The organism is Nocardia sp. NPDC050406, from assembly GCF_044459025.1.
Lineage (GTDB): Bacteria > Actinomycetota > Actinomycetes > Mycobacteriales > Mycobacteriaceae > Nocardia.
The window spans coordinates 761,028-775,002 of the sequence record NZ_JBITIM010000002.1 but is presented as its reverse complement, the minus strand read 5'-3'; the positions used below and the strand labels follow the sequence as shown (position 1 = coordinate 775,002).

General features: G+C 65.3%; 17 protein-coding genes. 8 read left to right on the top strand and 9 right to left on the bottom strand.

Annotation, left to right across the window (positions count from 1 at the left end):
- Window positions 1–97: 97 nt before the first annotated feature.
- A complete protein-coding gene (locus ACIBH2_RS16885; RefSeq protein WP_397118312.1) occupies window positions 98–310 on the bottom strand; it encodes a hypothetical protein in 213 nt (70 codons plus the stop codon).
- Between the two features lie 124 nt (window positions 311–434).
- Here ACIBH2_RS16885 and ACIBH2_RS16880 point away from each other — a divergent pair, with 124 nt between their 5' ends.
- Window positions 435–1,886 (top strand): amidase, encoded by a 1,452-nt coding sequence (locus ACIBH2_RS16880; protein WP_397118310.1) that lies wholly within the window; start codon window positions 435–437, stop codon window positions 1,884–1,886.
- An 81-nt stretch (window positions 1,887–1,967) separates the two neighbouring features.
- Complete coding sequence (locus ACIBH2_RS16875; RefSeq protein WP_397118308.1) at window positions 1,968–2,459, top strand: hypothetical protein; 492 nt, start codon at window positions 1,968–1,970, stop codon at window positions 2,457–2,459.
- A 22-nt stretch (window positions 2,460–2,481) separates the two neighbouring features.
- Here ACIBH2_RS16875 and ACIBH2_RS16870 read toward each other — a convergent pair whose 3' ends face one another.
- Window positions 2,482–3,081, bottom strand: coding sequence for a hypothetical protein (locus ACIBH2_RS16870; protein WP_397118306.1), 600 nt, complete (start codon window positions 3,079–3,081; stop codon window positions 2,482–2,484).
- 255 nt (window positions 3,082–3,336) lie between these two features.
- Between ACIBH2_RS16870 and ACIBH2_RS16865 the strand changes: the two genes are divergently transcribed.
- The 4 genes from ACIBH2_RS16865 (at window position 3,337) to ACIBH2_RS16850 (ending at window position 5,096) form a co-directional block, all read left to right on the top strand.
- Window positions 3,337–3,654 (top strand): DUF222 domain-containing protein, encoded by a 318-nt coding sequence (locus ACIBH2_RS16865; RefSeq protein ID WP_397118304.1) that lies wholly within the window; start codon window positions 3,337–3,339, stop codon window positions 3,652–3,654.
- 152 nt (window positions 3,655–3,806) lie between these two features.
- The gene (locus ACIBH2_RS16860; protein WP_397118302.1) at window positions 3,807–4,121 is read left to right on the top strand and encodes a hypothetical protein; all 315 of its coding nucleotides are present in this window, start codon (window positions 3,807–3,809) and stop codon (window positions 4,119–4,121) included.
- 22 nt (window positions 4,122–4,143) lie between these two features.
- Window positions 4,144–4,623, top strand: a complete 480-nt coding sequence (locus tag ACIBH2_RS16855; RefSeq protein ID WP_397118300.1) for a hypothetical protein — start codon at window positions 4,144–4,146, stop codon at window positions 4,621–4,623.
- Entirely contained in the window at window positions 4,620–5,096 is a 477-nt protein-coding gene (locus ACIBH2_RS16850) for a pyridoxamine 5'-phosphate oxidase family protein (RefSeq protein WP_397118298.1), read from the top strand. The genes ACIBH2_RS16855 and ACIBH2_RS16850 overlap by 4 nt, the downstream gene beginning before the upstream one ends.
- A gap of 211 nt (window positions 5,097–5,307) precedes the next feature.
- Here ACIBH2_RS16850 and ACIBH2_RS16845 read toward each other — a convergent pair whose 3' ends face one another.
- The 3 genes from ACIBH2_RS16845 to ACIBH2_RS16835 all read right to left on the bottom strand — a co-directional run bounded on the left by ACIBH2_RS16845 (window position 5,308) and on the right by ACIBH2_RS16835 (window position 6,871).
- On the bottom strand, window positions 5,308–5,577 hold the full coding sequence (locus ACIBH2_RS16845; protein ID WP_397118296.1) for a hypothetical protein: 270 nt from the start codon (window positions 5,575–5,577) through the stop codon (window positions 5,308–5,310).
- Window positions 5,578–5,644: 67 nt separating this feature from the next.
- Complete coding sequence (locus ACIBH2_RS16840; RefSeq protein ID WP_397120809.1) at window positions 5,645–6,139, bottom strand: hypothetical protein; 495 nt, start codon at window positions 6,137–6,139, stop codon at window positions 5,645–5,647.
- 132 nt (window positions 6,140–6,271) lie between these two features.
- Window positions 6,272–6,871: a hypothetical protein gene (locus ACIBH2_RS16835; RefSeq protein WP_397118294.1), complete on the bottom strand. Its 600-nt coding sequence runs from the start codon at window positions 6,869–6,871 to the stop codon at window positions 6,272–6,274.
- Window positions 6,872–7,005: 134 nt separating this feature from the next.
- Between ACIBH2_RS16835 and ACIBH2_RS16830 the strand changes: the two genes are divergently transcribed.
- Both ACIBH2_RS16830 and ACIBH2_RS16825 read left to right on the top strand, forming a co-directional pair.
- A complete protein-coding gene (locus ACIBH2_RS16830) occupies window positions 7,006–8,148 on the top strand; it encodes a hypothetical protein (protein ID WP_397118292.1) in 1,143 nt (380 codons plus the stop codon).
- A 631-nt stretch (window positions 8,149–8,779) separates the two neighbouring features.
- Entirely contained in the window at window positions 8,780–9,703 is a 924-nt protein-coding gene (locus ACIBH2_RS16825; RefSeq protein WP_397118290.1) for an NADP-dependent oxidoreductase, read from the top strand.
- Between the two features lie 142 nt (window positions 9,704–9,845).
- Here ACIBH2_RS16825 and ychF read toward each other — a convergent pair whose 3' ends face one another.
- From ychF to ACIBH2_RS16805, 4 genes are all read right to left on the bottom strand, one after another.
- Entirely contained in the window at window positions 9,846–10,925 is a 1,080-nt protein-coding gene (ychF, locus tag ACIBH2_RS16820) for a redox-regulated ATPase YchF (RefSeq protein ID WP_397118287.1), read from the bottom strand.
- A gap of 151 nt (window positions 10,926–11,076) precedes the next feature.
- Complete coding sequence (locus ACIBH2_RS16815) at window positions 11,077–12,318, bottom strand: SGNH/GDSL hydrolase family protein (protein ID WP_397118285.1); 1,242 nt, start codon at window positions 12,316–12,318, stop codon at window positions 11,077–11,079.
- A 75-nt stretch (window positions 12,319–12,393) separates the two neighbouring features.
- Complete coding sequence (locus ACIBH2_RS16810) at window positions 12,394–12,945, bottom strand: HAD domain-containing protein (RefSeq protein WP_397118283.1); 552 nt, start codon at window positions 12,943–12,945, stop codon at window positions 12,394–12,396.
- Between the two features lie 188 nt (window positions 12,946–13,133).
- Window positions 13,134–13,970 (bottom strand): carbohydrate ABC transporter permease, encoded by an 837-nt coding sequence (locus tag ACIBH2_RS16805; protein WP_397120807.1) that lies wholly within the window; start codon window positions 13,968–13,970, stop codon window positions 13,134–13,136.
- Between the last annotated feature and the right edge of the window lie 5 nt (window positions 13,971–13,975).

Here is a 13,975-nt window from a genome sequence, read left to right as displayed (position 1 = left end):
TCCCATCCGGATTCCGGATGGGACTCGGTGGGGCTTGTGCGAGATGTTCGACGTCCAAGCGGAATTCGGCTCGGCCTTTCCGCTGGTCCGCTCGTGGTCAGGGCTTGATGATGATGGGGCAGGACATGGCCCCCACGGCACACGCGAACTGCTGGATGAGGTCCTGCGCCAGCTCGGCGGAGCCGGTGCCGATCGAGCTGCTGCCGGTGCCGGTGGTGTCGGCGGCGGCCGGGCCCGCGGCGATGACGAGTCCGGTGGTGACGGCGAGAGCGGCGATACCGACACGCAGTGTCCGAGTCGAAGAGATCATGGCGGAATCGTATAGTCGCGCAGTGGATTTCGGCTGCCCCCTAATTCTGGGGCGCTGGTTCTGTCGTGCCGTTGCGCGAAAAGGAATTTTATGGCTTTTTCGGGTTGCCGATAACGTCGAATTCATGGAATGGAGTTTTCGATCGGCCGAAGAGCTTTCCGCTGCCCTACGTGCCGGTGCGGTGACCTCGGTGGAGCTCACCGACGAGGCGATCGCCCGCATCGAGCGCGACGATACGGCGATCAACGCGATCTGCGTACCGGATTTCGACCGTGCGCGGGCCGCTGCCCGGCGCGCCGACCAGGCGCGTGCCCGCGGTGAGGATCGGCCGCTGCTCGGTATTCCGGTGACGGTCAAGGAGTCCTACGACATGGCCGGGCTACCCACGACGTGGGGCCTGCCGCAGCACGCGGGCTATGTGCCGACCGAGGACGCGGTGCAGGTGTCGCGCCTGAAGGCCGCTGGCGCGGTGGTGCTCGGCAAAACCAATGTGCCGATGACGCTGCGAGATATCCAGAGCTTCAACGACATCTACGGCACCACCAACAATCCGTGGGATCACAGCCGCACGTCGGGCGGCTCGTCCGGCGGGTCGGCGGCGGCTCTGGCGGCAGGGTTCGGCGCGCTCTCCATCGGCTCCGACCTCGCCGGTTCCCTGCGCACCCCCGCCCACTTCTGCGGTGTCTACGCCCACAAACCGACCCTTGGTCTGGCACCGACTCGCGGCATGGTCGCACCACCCAACCCCGCGCTACCGATCGATCTGGACCTGGCCGTCGTCGGCCCCATGGCGCGCACCGCCCGCGACCTCACCCTGCTGCTCGACGTCATGGCCGGACCGGACCCACTGACCCACGGTGTCGCCTACACACTCGCCCTCCCACCCCCGCGCCACGAACGGCTCTGCGACTTCCGCGTCCTGATCATCGAGGATCACCCGCTCATCCCCACCGGGTCGGCGGTCCGAGCGGGCGTCAACCGCGTCGCCGACGCGCTGGCCGACGCGGGTGCCCGCGTCGAACGACACAGCCCTCTACTGCCCGACCAAACCGAAGCCGCGACGCTCTACATGCAACTGATGCTGTCCAACGCCGCCGCGAGTCTCCCCCTCGAGGTCTACGAACAACTGCGAATCCAGGCCACATCTCTTCACCCCGACGACGGAAGTCTCGACGCCGCCCGCCTACGCGGCATGGTCCTCACCCACCGCGACTGGGTGCACGCCAACAGCCGCCGCGAACTCCACCGCGAGGCTTGGCGACACCTCTTCACCGATTTCGACGCCGTGGTCTGCCCCATCACCCCCACCCCCGCCTTCCCGCACGACCACACCGGAACCCTGGAAACCCGCCACCTCACCATCGACGGCACCCCCCACCACTACTTCGACCAACTCGTCTGGGCCGGAACAGCAACCATGCCCGGCCTCCCCGCCACCGCCATCCCCACCGGTCCTTCCCCCGAAGGCCTGCCGGTCGGAGTCCAACTCCTCGGCCCGATGTTCGAAGACCGCACTCCCTTACGCCTCGCTGAACTACTCGAACAGAAGCTCGGCGGTTTCCAACCACCGAAATAGCGTCTGCACTGCGCTGGTCGGCGGTCTTGATCAGGGTGGTCCATGGTTGGGGCGAAGTAATCGGCCTGCTTGGATACAAGAGTGGATGGCGGGCACCCCGAGTCGGGTCTTTCCAAGAGCGTCTGGACCGACGACGACTTCTCGGAGATGGGTTGGCACGACGCCACCATCCACGGTCTGTGCGTACAGCCCACGGAAGACGTGCTGCCTCGGCTAATCCTCGACCTCGACTACATCGTTCGGTGGGTGCATCCGGTCCCACCGGCGACGTATTTCTCCTTCTGGGTGGCCCCGGCGACGCTCGTCTTCGACAACGTGTGGGATCTCGAGGGTGACCTCGACTTCAAGGGCACGACTCCTACGCTGGAGGTCGACGGCCTGCACCGACTGGTACCCGACGATGGCCGCGAGGACCTTCCGCTCTGGCACATCGAAGGGCATGCGTTCGACCTGAAGTTCCGGGCGACCGGATACCGCCAGTACTTCCGGCAGGTCCCGAGACTCGCTTCTCGACAGGTGCTTTCGCACGCGGAACGCGGCGGGTGCACCTTCGCCGAGATCGGCTTTCGCTGAAAACCCTTGCCCGGGTGGCGTTTCATTGAACAGGTGCGGCGCGGAGGATCTCCTCCGCGCAGAAGCGTTGCGCCAGTGCAGGTTCGGTGACCTTGGGGGCCTTGCCGTGTCCACCTTCATCCGCGTCGTCGATCGTGCAGGTGTTCGGACCGGCGGGATTCACCGTAGTTTTGGTTGCTGCTACGAGGTGGAGTTGGGAGCCCAGGAAGCGCCAGAAGCTGGTGTACGAGTTTCTACCGGCGGGACTGCCACGGAGGTTGCCGACGACGTAGCCGCTCGCTGTGCGGTCGACGCCGACGCCGATGATCTCCCCGGCGCGGACGAAGTCGGGTGCGGAATCGGTTGCGCGATAGACCGCGTAGGTGGTGTTGGCCGTGCCGGTGCGGAGGGGGACGATCAGCTGATCGCGTCCGTCGTCGGACAGTTCGAGCAGTGTCGGCTTCCCGGCGGAGGTGTCGACCTGCTCCACCAGGGTCTGACGGATTCCGCCGTCGGCCCCGACCACGTCGACGGTGACCGTCGGTTGCGGGTTGGAGCTGTGCCGCACGATGAAGGACAGCCCGGCCCGGTCACGCGAGATCAGTGTGCAGTCCGCGCGCTGGCCGGATCTGGACCCCTGCACGTCGGAGCAGAGTGGTAGGGCCGCCGGTGTGGCTGGCACCGCACTCGTCCCTGTTGGACCGGTCGCGCCCGTTGTCGGCACATCTCGGGTGTCGGCCCGTCCACAGGCCGACACGAACAGTACAAGCGATGCGATGGCCAGAATCGACCGAATCTTCCCCACGACCACACGGTATCCGTCGACAGAGGGTGCGCGAATACAACTCCGACCTCTGTTCATCGAACATATGTTCGGAAGTGTCGTAGACTGCTCCGCGTGACCATACATTCGACCGCGCTGGCACCCAATGCTCCAGCCCCGCGATGGCGGGAACTCGCCGATGTCGATTTGCTGCGCACCCTCGTCGAAACCGAACGTCGCCGCAGGCGACTGGACGCCGCCATGCGCGCGGCCGTCGCCGAAGCCGAGCGCCGCGGCCTCGCCGCCGACACCGGCTACCGCGACACCGTGGACCTATTGACCGACCTACTGCGGATCAGCGCCCCCGAGGCGCGGCGACGGATCGAATGCTCCGCGCCGCAAGCCCGCCAGCGGCCGAGGAAGAAGTGGCGGGTGCTCGCGGCGGCGAGCTGAGGCCGGGAACCCACATCGAGACTGCCACCCCGCAGACCAACCACGGGTATGCCGCGAAGTGGCGTTGTGGGCAATTGCGTACTGCGGCAACGGGTTCGCTTCGCCTGCGGCACGGGAGACCGGTGTGCTGTACTCGTGGGAGGGAGGGCATCATGTCGAAGCCGGTCGAGTATTGGAGTCCCTTGCTGGGAGTGGTCGCGGGCGTGCTGGGCCTGCTTGCCGGTGCGTTCTGGCTGGAGTGTCTGTATCTCGCACTCAGGTCGCGGCTGTCCGACGACCCGGCCAGCGACCCACACGGCTACGCACTCATCTTCAGCACCATGCTGTCGGTGCCCTCGGCGGTTACGACCGGGTTCTGTATTGCGTTCGCCGTGCCGCCGCGCATTCGCGGGCGGGCCATTGCGGTCGCGGCTACGGTCCTGTCGGTTGGAACGGGTCTGCTTTTCGTCTCGTTGTTCTCCTCGTAAGTCCAAACGAGGGGAACCAGGTGTGAGAGATCCGCGCGATCCAACTGAATTGCCGACTCCACGAGGCGCCACCGCCGCCACCGCGGCGATCACCGCACTGATCCTCGGACCGATCACCGGAATCGCCGGAGCCCTGTGGGTTCTTTACACAATCGTCGCGATCGAAGACCATGTCCAGGAGTATCCGGAGAACGGTGGATACGCAGACCTGATCACCATGGGGATCGTCGCCGTGGTTATCGGGTTGGCCTGGTCGATCGGCGGATCTCTCCTACTGGCCTACATGAACGCAGGCCGCCTCCTATTGATCCTCGCGTCAGGCATCGCGTTGATCGCAAGCGCCGCACAGCTTTTCAACAGAGGCTTCACCGTCATGTTCGTCGCGGTCATCGCGAGCCTGCTGATTCTCATCCTGTGCGCTCTCCCGGCGACCGGTCGCTGGATCGCAGCGAACCAACCGGAGCCGAATCTGCTCCGACAACTCGACGAAGGCAAGCAATGACAGCCGAATCCATGCAGCCGCCCACCCCGCGCACCCTCGCCCAACGACGCGCGGACGCACTGAAGCGACTCGAGTCCAACCACCAAATGTGGCTCGCCACCGCAGGAGATGGGCTCGGCCCCCACCTCATCCCCGTGTCCTACACCTGGAACACGACCACCCTCACCACGGCCACCTTCGAGCACAGCCGAACCGTCGCGAACCTCCGCGCCACCCAACGAGCCAGGGTCGCCATCGGAGACACCGCCGACGTGATCATGATCGACGCCACCGCCTCCCTCATCCCCGTCGACGAGATCGACCCCACCGCCGCCGACGGATACGCCCGGGTATCCCACGACCCGCGCACCATGCCGGGTTTCGTCTATATCCAACTCGCCCCACAACGCATCCAAGTGTGGAACGGATTCCACGAGTTCCCCGGACGCACCGTTATGGCCGACGGCCAATGGCTCGAACTACCGATCGACTAGCGGCTGGACGTTGAACCTGAATTCGCCTCGCTAGTCGTCGCGTATCTGGCCGCCGAACGGCCTGTTCGCGCACCGTCACTTGATCATCCGGAATCGCGGATGCCGCAGCGCCATCATGGCGCGCCGAAAACGGCGCCGCACCCGAATTTCTCGCGGCCCAACGCATTTCGCACGCCCCAGCTCGACGCGAGAGGTTTCGGTTCGGGCGGTCTCAGCGGGCCAGCCATCCAGCGAAACGATTGGTCAGGAACGGCATGATGCCCCACACCATGGCCGCCACCGCGATCGGCAGGATGACGGCCAGCCGGAGCGGTGTGGGGAGATCCTCCAACAGCGGGCCGGTGACGGTGATCAGAACGGTCAGCATCGGATAGAGACCGAGCAGCGTCAGCAGCCAGAACTTCCACTTCGGCGGGTGCGCGGCACCCACACCGGCGGTCCCGCGATCCTGTTCCGTCCCAACATCATTCGTTGTCGCCATCGTCCGATCCTCTCCACTTACAGTGCGCGGATTCATGGGGTCGAGCGCGATTAGAGCGCGGAAGACGTCAGTCGAGCTTTGGATTTGCCAGCAGCACCACGCGGTCCGCGGCGGGGTCGAAACCGAGTACCGGGAAACGGGTGGAACCGATGTTGGACTCTGAGCACATAGACACGGGCTTGCCCAGCCGTCGGCCGATCGTGCACAGGAAATCGCACAGAGTGTCCACCCCGGCCTGGCCCCGCAACTCGCGAAGGTCGACATAGAAGTCGATCTCGTCGGCAGTCCAGGGACGGAAGGTCACCTCCACGTCCGGGACAGGCCAGACACGCAGCGTCATGGTCTCCGCATCATCAGGGTGCGACAAAACCTCTGCGGCACAAGGCAACTGCCGCTTGTCGGAACCCTCGAAGTACTCCCATGCCCACCCCTTCGAGCGAATCAGATCGAACACCGCCTGCCAATCCTCAACCGACGTGCCCGGCACGAACACGTCCGGCAGCGTGCCCATCAGATCGGGATCGAAAAAGTTCTCGACCTCGCTCCACCGCAAACCCGCCATCCAGGCCACTCAACCTTTCGATACGATTTCAGCCTTTTCTTCGCAATCTCTGACCGATCCGCCCCACAACACGACCGGAGCGACGACTAGCCTGTCTGGCAGAGACTGATCGTTCGTCCCAGCTGGAACAGGTCAGATCGTGAAGAATCCGGCGATGCCGAACCCAGGCTTCGCTGCTGCCATGGCGGCGAAATCCACACCTACACCAACCCATTCGCGGACAAGCCGATCCAGCGCGGCAATCCTCTGGGGGCTCGCTGCCTCCCACTCAGCCACCGCACGCACGCATTGTGCATGCGTCCACTCGCCGTATCCGCCGTCCTCGATCGGCGGCAGTCCTTTGGGAGCGTCTCCCTCGAAAGCTGCGAACGAGATGGCGTCGATACCTACCGACCGAAATCCTCGGTCCACTTCACTCAACCAGTCGCCGCGATAGGGGCCATGCGAGGCACTCCCCTCTGAGCAGGTTTGACAGATGTCGCGGTAGGCCTTGTTGTACCGGTAATCGAAACCTGCCCGGTAGGGCCCGCCTGCGATCACCGCGCGCAATGCCTCCGGCATGCTCGGAGTACGTTCGCCCGCTGGGTGATCGGCGAAGTAGGCGACATCTGCCGCGTACTTGTCAGCGCACTCGTAGTCCTCCACTGCCATCCGGATGTCATCCCGGTCTCCGCCGATGGCCTCGTGCACCTCATCGAGGTCCACCACATACACGCTCACGAATCGTCCCACGGCCGCGACTCTATGAGATCGAGCTGACGGCACTGGCCGGAACCGAGCCCCATCCGAATTCGGATGGGCGGCCGCAACTTCACCCTCGCCCTCGAGTGCACGCTCATGCCGAATGCAGGGCATGGACTGTCCCAATGCTGTGCGCCGCGGCGGATGTCGGTTTCCTGCCTTACGGTGTCGATGCACCAGCCGAGATCGAAGAGGGACCTGTGGGAAAACAGTACGACCGCAATGCTTTTGTAGAGATCGTCCGATTCTTGGCACCGGGCCGCGACGATCACGTTCGGGCGATTCAACGGCGAGACCACGACGACGCACTCCAAGAATTGTTGATCCGGCTCGAAGCCAACCGCAAGATCGTCCGACTGGACAGCAAAGAGCCTCTCGACCAGGTCATTGCCCGGCTCCGATCGTTGTTCATGTACCCGACCGAGATGAACCTGCGCTGGACGAAGACCCTTCGCGCCAAGTTCGAAGCCTACGGGCCAGGGACGGACGTCGAGAAACTCCTGGAATACATCGGTGCACGAAGCCTGGCGGTCGGAACCGCGTTGGTCGAGATCGATACGCAAACCGATTCTTACGCACTGGCTTTCGTCTCAGCGCGGCGTAGTCACGAACTCGCCGCCGTCGCGCCGGGGCACATCGGCACGATTCCGCGTCAGCATGTAGATCCCGGGTTGCCCAGCACCGAAGCCCAGCAGGGCGCGGACCACAGTTCCTCGCACACTGCACCCGACCTCGGAGGCCAACTGAGGTCCGGGACCTCCTGGATGGCGGTCTACTTACTCGAGTCCAGTGCAGAGACGATCCTCGACGAACTGGGTCTTGTCGACACGGGGACTGCTTACACGCCAGGTAGGTCCGCGTTGGGAGGCGCGGTCCTTCCGAAGTGGCTAGTCATTGTCGATCACCACGCCGACCGATCCGGCTATGTCGGCAAAACGGAGCTCCTGCAACGACTGTCGGAACCAGGAACCTACACCGTGGCCTGCTACCACTCGGCGGACACAGGTCAGAGCAGCGCCGTTCAGTGGTTCGGTGGAACACAGTGGTGGTCGGTACAGCATGATCCCAGCCATATCGAGGGTCCCGACCATCTCGACTACTGGGGCAATCTCTACTGGGATTTCGCGAAGATCCGCGCAGCCGCCTGGAAGAAGCACAAGGCCGCTCGGGACCACCGTCACCTCTATCAAGTTCCACTCACGGCGGCTTCCCAGTGGACCGGATTCGCTGAGACCATGCCACTCACCGAGCTGATCGAACGTGGATAGGGCTCGCCACGACCACGCTCCGAACGCGCTGTTCTGCCGCATACCGGGCTGAGCGGAACGGCCACACCGCGGCGACCAGCCTCCAAAACGACCGAGCCCCATCCGGATCCGGATGGGGCTCGAGGTCATGTCCGCGAAAAGCTAGACGTTGAACCTGAATTCGACCACATCAGCGTCTAGTATCTGCACGTCATACGCCCTGTTCACGCCTCGACTCGCGTTCTGGAACCGAATAACCTCTGCACAGGATCCGCTGTTCCAACCGCAGTCTGCCCCGCCTCCCTCTACCGCTTCGTGCGGCTGACTACAGCGAACTCGAGTGCACGTTCATGCCGAATTCAGGGGTGTCTGGGCGCTGCGGTTCTGGGCCAGGCGTGACGGTCCGGGAGCGTTGACCTGGTAGAACGGGGTTGTTCTCGTAAATTCCTGAGCATGACCGATGCGTCGATTGCGGAAGTCCCCGTTCGGCCGCTGAGCGCTTGGATTCGTAGCGCTCGTCGCGATTGCGGCGGTGGGGCTGGTCGTTCCCGTCGCCGCGCACGCACGCGGGCAGCCTGATCACGGCACTCTCCGGCAATTCCATCAGACAGAAATCGGGAGGCAGGCGAGCATGCAGACGCGCGATGACACTGTGAGCAGGGCGGTCCGGCTCGATTCGTTCGGCGGACCGGAGGTACTGGAAGTTCGTGAGGTTCCCGTTCCGGAGGTCGGGCCGGGACAGCTGCGTGTGCGGGTCACCGCGGCCGGGCTGAATCCGATGGACTGGTACATGACCTCTGACGCGGACACCGCCCGCCGGTTCGGACTCACCCTGCCGGTCGGATTCGGGACCGACTATGCCGGAGTGGTCGACCAGATCGGTGCGGGGGTGACCGGCTTCGCGCCCGGCGATCGAGTGTTCGGCGGCGCCCTCTCGCGCGCGGTCGCCGATTTCGTGGTGATCGATCCGGGCGCGGGCATTGCGGCGAACGAAGCCCATCACACTCCCGATGGCGTCGACGACCGTACCGCCGCCACCCTCACCATCGCCGGGCGTACGGCCTCGGCCGCTGTAGCCGTGGTCGAAGTCGGGCCGGAGGACACCGTGTTGATCGGCGGCGCGGGCGGCGGGGTCGGGGTGTTCGCCGTGCAACTCGCCCGGATCGCCGGGGCGCGGGTGATCGGAACCGGATCACCGGCGTCCGCCGACTACCTGCGCGAGCTCGGGGCCGAGCCGGTCACCTACGGCGACGGCCTGGAAGACCGGGTCCGCGCCATCGCTCCCAGCGGTATCACCGCCGCGATCGATCTCTTCGGCACCGAAACGGTCCACGCCGCAAGGACACTCGGGGTCCCCGACAGCCGTATCACCACCATCGCCGCCCAGATCGACGGAATCACATCGGCCAACGGCGCCAACGCCGCCCCCGGCACGCTGGAAGCACTCGCCGACCTGGTGGCGACCGGCCGCCTCCGGATCCCCATAGCCGCGAGCTTCCCGATCGAACAGATCCGCGCCGCGGTCGAACTCCAGGCCAGTCGACGCGTGAAGGGCAAGGTCGTCATCGAACTCTAGAAATCGCGGTCACGCGGAGAGGGAAAACCATCCGCTTCTGCCGCACAGCGGGCTGATCGGAATAGCCACACCGTGAACAGCCTCCAAAACGACCGAGCCCCATCCGGATCCGGATGGGGCTCGAGGTCATGTCCGCGAAAAGCTAGACGTTGAACCTGAATTCGACGACGTCGCCGTCGTGCATGATGTAGTCCTTGCCTTCCATGCGGACCTTGCCCGCGGATTTGGCGGCGGCCATGGAGCCCGCTTCGATGAGGTCGTCGAAGGCGACGATTTCGGCTTTGATGAAGCCGCGTTCGAAGTCGGTGTGGATGACGCCTGCGGCTTTGGGGGCCGTGTCGCCCTGGTGGATGGTCCAGGCTCGGGCTTCTTTGGGGCCCGCGGTGAGGTAGGTCTGGAGGCCTAGGGTGTGGAAACCGGCTCGGGCGAGGGCGTGCAGGCCGGGTTCGGTCTGGCCGATGGACTCGAGGAGTTCGAGGGCCGATTCGGGGTCGAGTTCGAGGAGTTCGGCTTCGACCTTGGCGTCGAGGAAGACGGCGTCGGCGGGGGCCACGGCGGCTTTCAGCTCGGTCTTCTTGGCCTCGTCGGTGAGTACCGACTCGTCGGCGTTGAAGACGTAGAGGAAGGGCTTGATGGTGAGCAGGGAGAGCTCGCGCAGCAGGTCCGAGTCGACCTTGTCGCGCACCGAGAACAGGGTTTTGCCCTCGTTGAGGAATTCCTGAGCCTGTTTGGCGGCGTCGGCCACCGGCTTGCGGTCCTTCTTGACCTTGGCTTCCTTGTCGAGGCGGACCACCGCCTTCTCCAAGGTCTGCAGGTCGGCGAGGATGAGCTCGGTCTCGATGACCTCGATATCGCTGAGCGGATCGACCTTGCCGTCGACGTGGATAACATCGTCGTCGGCGAAGACGCGCACCACCTGGCAGATGGCATCGGCTTCGCGGATATTGGCGAGGAACTTGTTGCCCAGGCCCGCGCCCTCGGACGCGCCCTTGACGATGCCCGCGATATCGACGAAGGACACCACGGCGGGCACGATGCGCTCGGAGCCGAAGATCTCGGCGAGCTTGTCGAGCCTCGGATCGGGCAGCGGCACCACGCCGACATTCGGCTCGATGGTGGCGAAGGGGTAGTTCGCCGCGAGCACGTCATTGCGGGTCAGCGCATTGAACAGCGTCGACTTTCCGACGTTGGGCAGGCCGACGATTCCGAGGGTGAGACTCACGAGTGGAAAAGTCTACCGGCGGGGTGCGGCAGGGTCGCGGGCGGGCGACGGCCCCGCACCCAGCCAGGCAGCATCGGCCCCTGCTCCCCCACCGAACGGCATCGGCCCCCGACCTGGACGGGCGGGGGCCGACGACCGGCTGTCCGGACAGCTATCCCGCCAGGGTCGGCTCCACCGTCGCGGCCATGAGCGCGTAGCCCGCGTCGTTCGGGTGCAGGTGGTCGCCGACGTCGTAGGCGGCGGCGAGGCGATCGGCGTCGGCCGGGTCGGCGAGGGCCGCCTCCAGGTCGACGACGGCGTCGAATTCACCGGAGGTGCGAATCCACGCGTTCACGGTGTCGCGAACGGCCTCGCGCTCGGCGGTGTAGTAGTCCGACCCGCCGAAGGGCAGCAGGGTCGCGCCGACGACGCGCAGTCCGGCGGCGCGCGCCTGGGCGATGAGTTGACGGTGTCCGGCGATCAGATCCTCGGCCGAGACCACCGTAAAGGGCACACCGAGATCGAAGCCGCCACCGCTGAGGCCGATGTCATTGGTGCCTTCGAGAATCACCACGGTGCCGACACCGGGCTGGGCGATGACATCGCGATGGAAGCGCGACAGCGCACTGTCACCCATCCACTCCGAATCGACGGTCACCCGATTGCCCCCGATGCCGAGATTGAGCACCGCGCGCGACTGCCCTTGTGCGGCAAGACGTTCGGCGACCTCGTCAGGGTAGGTGTTGCGGCCGTCATTGGTCGCGCCGAAGCCGTCGGTAATGGAGTCGCCGAACAGCACCACGCCGGAGCGCCGCGGCAGCAGATCCCCGGTCTCGACGGCGGAGAGGTAGTACCAGGAGGTGGTGGTCTCGGTAAAAGCGTCGGCGGTGGCATCGGCGCGGTGGTCACCCTCCGCCCGGTAGCTGTTACCGAGCGCCTGCGCGTGATAGCTGGCCGGACCGGTGGGCTGCGCGAAGTACAGGGTGACGGTCAGCTCCTCGAGCGGTGCGACAGCCAGCGGCACCGGATCGGTGGCGACCTCGGCCCCGGGCGCGATACGGAAGGAACGGTTCAACCCAAGGCTCAAGTGCTGCACCGACTCCGGTCGCACCCCCGCCCCGCCGGAGGACCGCGCGATGGTCGCACCCGTCACATCCAAAGGCTGCGAACCATAGGCATTGGACAACCGCACCCGCAACACCGATCCGCCAGAACTGACCCGAATCACCTGCCGCACCGTCTGATTCGTGAATCCCTCCTGGGACCAGTTGGGCGCGAAGCTGATATTCGGCTTGTGCACGGCCGTCGCCCAGACCGCCTGCCAGCCGGGGCCGGTATTCGGCGCGGCGGTGGCCGCCCCGGTAAAGCCCAGTAGCGCGGCCAGTATCGCCGCGATCGCGGTCACCACACGCATGAACTGTCTCCTCATCGATCGGTGGGCGGCCCGCTGCGGCACCACCCGAGCCCAACCAACTTCATGCATGCGCAACTAATTCCCGGGTTCGCGCAGCCCGTCGAGAAAGTCTCGAGCAATCTCGATGTGCTCGCGCGTCAACCCGACGGTCGGATCGACCGGAATCAGCCGCGTGGGAGCCCCTTCCGCCGCCCGTTCGACAGCCCAATCCTCGTCCCCCACCTGGAAATCGTCATCGAACCAGCACAGCGGCCGCCGACCCGCCCACGCGACAACCCCCGCCAACTTTCCGTGCCGTCCACCGCTGTGCCGAATCCGCATGCCTCCGAAGGACACCGATCGCAGCGACGGCAACCCCAGCACCGGGCCGATCAGCCGATTCGCCTCGCCCTCCCAGGTGGTGGCCCACACCAACTCGGCCCCCGTCGCCTCCGCCAACTCCCGCAACCACTCTCCGTGCTCGGGGTTGAGCCACACCCGCAGCGTTTTGGCCGCGATCCCTGGAAAGACCTTGGGCCGCAGCAGATGCATCGTGTACTCGGGAGCGCGCGGCTTCTCCCCCTGCCGGAATGGGTTGAGCGGCCCATCCACATCCAGCAGGATCGCGGGCCGCACCGTCTCGACCATCCCAGATTCCTCAGAACTTATCGGCGATATGCCGCCGTGTGGCCGAGAAACTCGTCGAAGTCACCTTGGTCGGCCATCTCGCCGAGCCGGACGAGTGCCCGCAGCCTCGTGGCGCGGTCTGTCTCATCGATTTCCGTCGCCTCACCCGATGCTTCCATTGGTCACCTCCGAGCACCACGGTATCGCTTTCAACGACCTGCCATGCCGGACATCGCGATACCGCGTACGAAGGCCCGCTGCGCGACGGCGTAGACCGCCACGAGAGGCAGCAGGATGAGGACCGCCGCGGCCATGAGGATGGGCCAGTTGGTGTGGTACTGGCCTTGTAGCCGGACCAGGCCGAGGGTGGCGGTGGCGTAGTCGTTGCGCTGAATCATGATGAGCGGCCAGAGGAAATCGTTCCAGACCGTGATCCAGGTGAGGACGGCCAAGACCATGAGCGCGGGACGGGTGTGCGGAAGCAGCACCCGCCAATAGATCTGCCACGGCGTGCAGCCGTCGAGGATGGCGGCCTCCTCCAACTCGGCGGGGAGCGTGGCGAAGAACTGGCGCATGAGGTAGGTGCCGAAAGCGCTGCCGAAGAGACCGGGGATGATCATGGACCAGGGAGTGTCCACCCAGCCCAGGGCGCGCATGAGGACGAATTGCGGAATGACCGTGACGGTCAGCGGCACCATGAGGGTGGTCAGATAGCAGAGGAACAGCGCCTCGCGGCCCGGAAAACGCAAGCGCGCGAAGGCGTATCCCGCCAAAGAGCAGAAGAAGACCTGACCCGCGGTCACACATGCGGCGTACACGACGGTGTTCAGGAGCATGCGGCCCAGCGGTATGAGCGCGAAAACCTCTGTGTAGTTGGACCATTCGGGCTGACCGGGAAAGGGATTCGGATCGGTGACCTCGCCCTCGGACTTCAGGGAGGCAGAGAGCGCCCAGAGAATCGGCGTGAGCGCGCACCAGGCGACTCCGATGAGCGCCAGATAGATGAGAAGCCCACCGGCAACACGCCGACGAATATTGCCGTACACCCGCC